The organism is uncultured Bacteroides sp., from assembly GCF_905207245.1.
In the GTDB taxonomy this organism is placed as follows: Bacteria; Bacteroidota; Bacteroidia; order Bacteroidales; family Bacteroidaceae; genus Bacteroides.
In genome coordinates this window covers 21,674-28,641 of sequence record NZ_CAJLKP010000079.1, presented here as the reverse complement: position 1 = coordinate 28,641, position 6,968 = coordinate 21,674, and the positions used below count along the sequence as shown (strand labels likewise).

Here is a 6,968-nt window from a genome sequence, read left to right as displayed (position 1 = left end):
TGTAGGGAATCAGACGGAAGTTGTTTATGCCCGTGGCTATGTGGGTGATGCAACAGGCGAATATAATGGTGTGGTAACGGGACAGAATCTAAAGGACGACCGTACACCCGAAGAACTGATAGCCGAAGCCGTTAAAGTGGCCACAGATGCCGATTATGTTATCTTCATTGGCGGACTGAATAAGAGCAACAATCAAGATTGCGAAGATTCCGACCGTAAAGGACTTGCCTTGCCTTATGCACAGGACGATGTCATCTCTGCTCTGGCAAAAGCCAATAAGAACCTGATTGTAGTGAATGTTTCCGGTAATGCTGTGGCAATGCCCTGGATTGCAGAAGTTCCTTCCGTATTGCAAGCTTGGTTCCTGGGTTCCGAAGCCGGAAACTCCCTTGCCGCCGTATTGATGGGGGATGTCAATCCTTCCGGAAAACTGCCTTTCACTTTCCCTGCCCGCTTGGAAGATGTTCCGGCTCATAGTGTGGGCGAATACTTTGCTGACCGAAGTAAAAAAGTGGTGGATATGAAATACAACGAAGGTATCTTCGTGGGTTATCGCTGGGCAGACAAACAGAAGAAAGTGAAACCGTTGTTCCCTTTCGGACACGGATTATCTTATACGACCTTTACGTATGGCAAACCTGCCGCTGACAAGAAAGTGATGTCTGCTGCTGATCAGATAACCTTTACCGTAACTATAAAGAATACAGGTGACCGCGAGGGTCAGGAAGTTGTACAGTTGTATATCAGCGATAAGAAATCTTCTTTGCCTCGTCCTGTCAAAGAACTGAAAGGTTTCAAGAAAGTGAAACTTGCTCCGGGCGAAGAGAAGGAAGTTACGTTTACCATAGATAAAGAGGCTTTGAGTTACTTTGACGATTCTCAGCATGCTTGGATAGCTGAACCGGGCAAGTTCGAAGCGATTATTGCCGCTTCGGCGGCGGATATAAAAGGTGTAGTACCTTTTGAATTAAAATAGACGTGCTGAAAGAAGATTCTTCTTTTCATTAGTTATTAATGCGAATCAGGAGTTGAAACAGATTTATAACTGTATAAAAAAGGAGTAAAAGTGATTAGCGTTTAGTGATTAGCAGTACTATCCGTCATCCTGAGCGTAGTCGAAGGATCTACTCTCTTGGCATAAGGCTGCGCTATACAGTAGGGGAAGAGATTCTTCGACTACGCTCAGAATGACAGATACTCAGTATATCATTTCATTCAAATCTGCGTAAGAAGGAGTTAATTTCAACTACTGATTCGCATTATTATCGAGGATAGAGTAGAACGATAGGGTGGTGACCATAAGGTTAGCGCCCTATCTTCTTTTTATAATAAAGGTAAGAATACAAAGTATATAATGTAGTAATTAGTACAAAATTGTTTCTTCTAAAGTTTTGCGTTTATTCCTTTTAATCCCTATCAGAAGTATGTGTAGGGCATATTTGAATAGTAAACTTGTATATTGTAATTTATATAACTTGTATATAATGTTAATCTATTATCTTTTCATATATTAAATAATTTGATTTTATTTCTCTCGAAAGTTTCGAATATTGAAACAATAGTCTTTTTAATATTCGTATATTGAAAATGCTATTTCTAAAAACCTTCTTTTTCTTGTTTTGGCAACTATGCTGCTGAACAATCACTTAAATAGTAGTCTCCTGACTTTTTTAGTGCCTATAACAGAAATAGATACAATTTACTGTCTCCCTTATTACTCCGATATTTGCATACTGAGATTTTAGGCTATTTTCGGTTCGTTCCGGGCTGGAACACGGGCTTGGCCGATGGAGTGATTTTAAAATAAAAATGAGAATTGAATGAAGAAAATACTAGTATGCATATTATTCATATTGGGATTATTGTCAGCCGAAAGTAAGGCTCAGAAGATTGCTGTAAAAAGTAATCTTCTTTATGATGCCACTACTACTATGAATCTTGGCTTGGAAGTAGCTTTGGCACGTAAGTGGACGCTGGATATTCCGGTCAATTATAATCCATGGAAATTTGATGAGACTCGGCTGAAGCACTGGGGCATACAACCGGAACTTCGTTACTGGTTTTGCGAAAGTTTCAACCGTACGTTCATTGGCTTGCATGCTCACTATGCTGACTTCAATGTGGGTGGGTTGCCCGACTGGCCGCTTATCAGTGAGAATATGCAGAATATGCGTTATCAGGGACACCTGTATGGAGGTGGCATTTCGATAGGGTACTCATGGATATTACGAAAGCGCTGGAGCATTGAGGCTTCCCTTGGGCTGGGGTATGCACGCATCGTATATGAGAAGTATCCTTGTGCAACGTGTGGCACCAAACTGAAAGATACCAATAAGAATTATGTGGGACCTACCAAAGCGAGTGTATCACTTATTTACGTAATTAAATAGAAATGAGAATGATGAAAAGAAATATGTCATTTATCGTGTTGGTGCTGGTTGTCTTGTGCCTGAATACGAACAGAGCCATAGCTCAGGATCGTTCTTATGAAGGAGCCATCACTATAGTACCTGTGCGATTGGAGCAATTGGGAGAAACTGTCCATATAGATTTCGATATCCTGATGAAAGATGTGAAGGTGAAACCGGCGCATGGGATAGACCTTATCCCGCAGTTAGTTTCTCCTACCACTACTTACGAGCTTCCACGGGTTTCCATCAAAGGAAAGAACGAGTATCTGGTTTATGAACGCAGACTGGCAGTGATGAGTGCTAAAGCGAAGAAAAACTATAAGGCACCTTATCTGATAGAGAAAAATCAGAAGAAGAAAAGTGGGGTTATCCATTACAGATATACATTGCCGTATGAGCCTTGGATGGCAGATGCCGGATTGAATGTGCAGCGCGATGAGTGTGGTTGTGGCGAAAGCGCGCTGATGAATGTGGAGCATACTTTTGATAAGGTTACGCTCGAACGTATGCTGGTGCCGTATGTGGTGACTCCTCATCTTTCGTATGTGGAGCCTAAAGTAGAGGAGATAAAGAGTCGTGATATACAGGCGGAATGTTTTCTGGACTTTGAGGTGAACAAGGTGGATATTCGTCCTGAATACATGAACAATCCTCAGGAATTGGCAAAAATCCGTGCGATGATTGATGACCTGAAGTCTGATGCTAATATAAATGTGAAGCGTCTGGATATCATAGGTTATGCTTCTCCCGAAGGAACGTTGGCTGCAAACAAACGTTTATCCGAAGGGCGTGCTATGGCATTGCGCAACTATCTGGCTGCCCGGTATGATTTCCCGCGTAATCAATACTATATCATATTCGGTGGTGAAAACTGGGATGGATTGGTGAAGGCACTGGATACGTTTGAGATGGATTATAAAGAAGAGGTTTTGGATATCATCACGAATGTTCCTATTGAAAAAGGAAGGGAAACGAAGTTGATGCAGCTTCGTGGTGGTGTGCCCTATCGGCTTATGTTGAAGGAATTATTTCCAAGTCTGCGCGTAGCTATCTGTAAGGTGAGCTATGATGTCAGAAACTTCAATTTGGAAGAGGCGAAGGAAGTGATAAAGAAACGTCCGCAAAATCTGAGTTTGAACGAGATGTTTATGGTGGCTAATACCTATCCGAAGGGTTCACAGGAGTTTATCGATATTTTTGAGACAGCAGTCCGCCTTTATCCGGAAAGTGAAATAGCTAATATGAATGCGGCTACCGCAGCTCTTTCACGCAATGACCTGATTTCTGCGGAACGCTATTTGGAAAGGGTGAAGTCGGATGACTGTCTACCTGAATATAACAATGCAATGGGAGTATTATCATTAATGAAAGGAGATTATGAATCGTCGGAGAAGTATTTGAAGGCTGCAGTGCAGTCAGGGCTGGGTGCAGCCAAGGAAAATCTGGAAGAATTAGCTAAAAAGAAGGTTAATGCTGCCGAAATTGAGAAGAAGAATAAATAAAATCAGTAATAAATAAAGCAGCACTAACTGAGCTGTAACAAAGAGAATAAATATATCTATTAATTTCTAATAAAATGTTTGTATTATGCTAAAGATTAAATCAATTTTAGTGTCGTTGCTGGCCATTGCGGCATTGGCAAGTTGTTCAAATGATCTCGATGATGATTCTGATGGCGGGGTGACAAAAGGTTATGATGTAGCTTATGTGTCAATCAGTCTGACTAATCCTAAAACACCGGGAACACGTGCCTCTGGCGAGCAACCGTCTTTGCCGGAAGAAAGTGCAATTAAAGAACTGTATGTGATTACGTTTAACGCAAGTAAAGTAGTAGTCAAAGACGCAGATGCACTTAAGTATGCTACTGTGCTGGGAACAACTGAATTTGGAACAAATGCTGGAATTACTACTCCGAACACTCCGGTTAAGGTAAGTACGGATACCCAGTATTTACTTGTGGTTGCCAATCCGGGAACTGTGCTGCAGGCACGTCTGGATAACATTGCGGATGGTGCAACGTTTAATGATATCAACGCTCTGATAACAGTAACTACAAAGAGCGGTGAAGCTAATAATTCTTATCTTGTAGATGAGGTGGTGCACGCCAATGGTTGCGCAATGATTAATGCCGGTTTCTATGATGATAGCGATTTAGATCCTAATAACCATGCATGGAAGGCAGACTGCTTACTCGATGTATCGGGCAACATCTTTAAAGCCAGTGACTATAAAACCGAACAGGAAGCCTTAAATGCGGCAAAAAGTAAACCGGCTCAATTGGATATAGAGCGTCTTGCATCTAAAATGGAGGTTATGCTCAATGTGTTGGAAATCGGACCTTTTGAAGAAGGTACTGGTAATTCTCTTGGTCAGTTTGAGTTCGGAAACTGGACTATTGATTATTACAACTCTTTGTTATTTCCTTTTGCACAGAAGACAAAGACAAGATCATCCCATACTACCGGGTTCTACAAGAGTAACTTCTACACGGTTGACCCGAACTTTACAAAAAACAGCGGCACCGAATACCTGACAGGCATTATAAAGAATGTACTTGATGCAAGTCGTGAACCTAAAGTAGATTGGGTTAGTGAAAGTTCGGTTGCGGGTGAGAATTACAGATATTGTATCGAAAATACAATGGCTAAAGACTATCAGAAATTTGGTGCCGCCACGCGTTTGGTGATTAAAGGCAAGTATGCACCTTGGAAGGATGATGCCGATTTTACTTTAGGTGATGACTGGTATCGCCTTTCCAATGGTACTAACTCTATAAACTTTAAGAACTTTACTAAATTGAAGGATGCTTACGCACCTGCTGCTGCCAAAAATGAAGATGCTAGAACCGCTTTGGAGAAACTCCTGGTGAATGCATGCGATAAGTTCTATACACAGGTAAAAACTGCACTTGGTGTTGCTGATCCGGGTAGCTTTGCAGCTCTTACTCAAGATATTCTTGACAATATTAGTGCAAACGGTGGTGAATTGACTAAAGAAGATGGCTGTATCTACTGGTACCAAAATAGTCTCAACTATTACTACTATGAGATTCGTCATGATAACGCAGCTAACGATCATATGGAGTATGGAAAATATGGTGTAGTGCGTAATAACTACTACACGTTGACATTGACGAAAGTAAATGGAAACGGTACACCGTGGTATCCTGGTGATGGTCCTGAAGATCCGGAGGAGGAAGAAGACATCGACAAGCTGGGGGCTTATCTCCACTTCGAGATTAAAGTTGCTCCGTGGGTATATTGGCAAACCAATTTTGAAATTTAATATACTTTTTTTATAAAAAGAACAGGGTAGTGCGGACTGCCTACCCTGTCTTTTTCTTTATAGAACATTTTGCGCGGTACTGGCCGCCGATAAGAGTAAAAAACGAGCCGGTGACAGGCTTCCCAAAAACAGCACTGAACCCCCTTGCGCACTCTAAATAGTATGAATAGAGAAGCGCCCCTAAAAGTGAAAGTAACCGGAGGTCATTAAACATCTCCTCTGACAATATAAACGGCAGTTAAACAATGCTGCCCCCTAAAAAGAGAAAAGATATGTTCGGAAAAACTAAGCTGTTCCTTATCATCGCCTCGATGCTGTGTATGGCCTCGTGTGACACTATACGCGAAGACTTGCCCCGGTGTGAACTTTGGCTGGAATTTGCATTCGACTATAATATGGAATATGCGGACGCATTCAACCCACAGGTGAAATCGGTGGACGTATTCGTGTTCGGCAGCGATGACAAACTGCTCTTTTCCAAAAGAGCCGAGGCTACCGCACTGATTGGCGGCAACCGTATGTCGTTGACCAATGAACTCGATTTCGGAAACTACAAAGTGTTGACCGTTGGTAGTTTGTCCGACAACTTCCATGCTTTGGACAATGCAGGGCGTGAATTGGTTCCGGGAACAACAACCCTCCGACAACTAACTGTAGCCCTGAAGCGTGCATCGGATATTGTAGACTTCGAGTTCCAGCATCTCTATTTTAGCGGTGTGGTGGAGGTGGACCATTTGCCATCCAATACCGACCACAAGGTCTACCGGGTGAATCTGATACGCAACACCAATCGGTTCAATATCGCATTGATGAAGTATGGAGAAGGCCAAAAGAACGGAACACAATATACATTTGAAATTCAGGCACCGGAAAGTGCAACCTATTCTTGGGAGAACGAACCTACACACCAAGGACCGGTTCATTACGTGCCTCATTATACAGGTCAGGGAGAAATTTCCGACGTGTTTGTATCCGCACGTCTCAACACCATGCGCTTGTTCAACAGGGACGGATGGGATTACCAGTTCATTATAAAGAATGCGGATACCGGAGCCAAAATATGGAGCTACGACCTGATGAAGTTGCTGAGTATTGCCCGACCGACTTCCCGTCATGACGGAACAGAACTTCCTTTTCAGGAATACCTTGACCGCCAGAGCGAATGGAACCTGATGTTCACTGTCACCGAGAAGCCCGGAGGAGGAGAATTTATCCAGATCGGACTTGTTGTGGGCACTTGGATTTACTGGCTTCATGGGATTGAAATTTAAG

The 6,968-nt window shown here is 42.4% G+C and carries 5 protein-coding genes; all 5 read left to right on the top strand.

Going from position 1 to position 6,968, the window contains the following annotated elements:
* Positions 1-976 (top strand): glycoside hydrolase family 3 C-terminal domain-containing protein (locus tag QZ135_RS19770; protein WP_294613374.1); only part of this gene is annotated, 976 nt, incomplete at its 5' end.
* Between the two features lie 844 nt (positions 977-1,820).
* Positions 1,821-2,390 (top strand): DUF3575 domain-containing protein, encoded by a 570-nt coding sequence (locus QZ135_RS19765; protein ID WP_294613371.1) that lies wholly within the window; start codon positions 1,821-1,823, stop codon positions 2,388-2,390.
* Between the two features lie 8 nt (positions 2,391-2,398).
* Positions 2,399-3,913: a DUF3868 domain-containing protein gene (locus QZ135_RS19760; RefSeq protein ID WP_294613369.1), complete on the top strand. Its 1,515-nt coding sequence runs from the start codon at positions 2,399-2,401 to the stop codon at positions 3,911-3,913.
* 85 nt (positions 3,914-3,998) lie between these two features.
* Positions 3,999-5,696 (top strand): Mfa1 family fimbria major subunit, encoded by a 1,698-nt coding sequence (locus QZ135_RS19755; protein ID WP_294613366.1) that lies wholly within the window; start codon positions 3,999-4,001, stop codon positions 5,694-5,696.
* A gap of 272 nt (positions 5,697-5,968) precedes the next feature.
* Positions 5,969-6,967, top strand: a complete 999-nt coding sequence (locus QZ135_RS19750; RefSeq protein WP_294613362.1) for a FimB/Mfa2 family fimbrial subunit — start codon at positions 5,969-5,971, stop codon at positions 6,965-6,967.
* Position 6,968 lies beyond the last annotated feature (1 nt).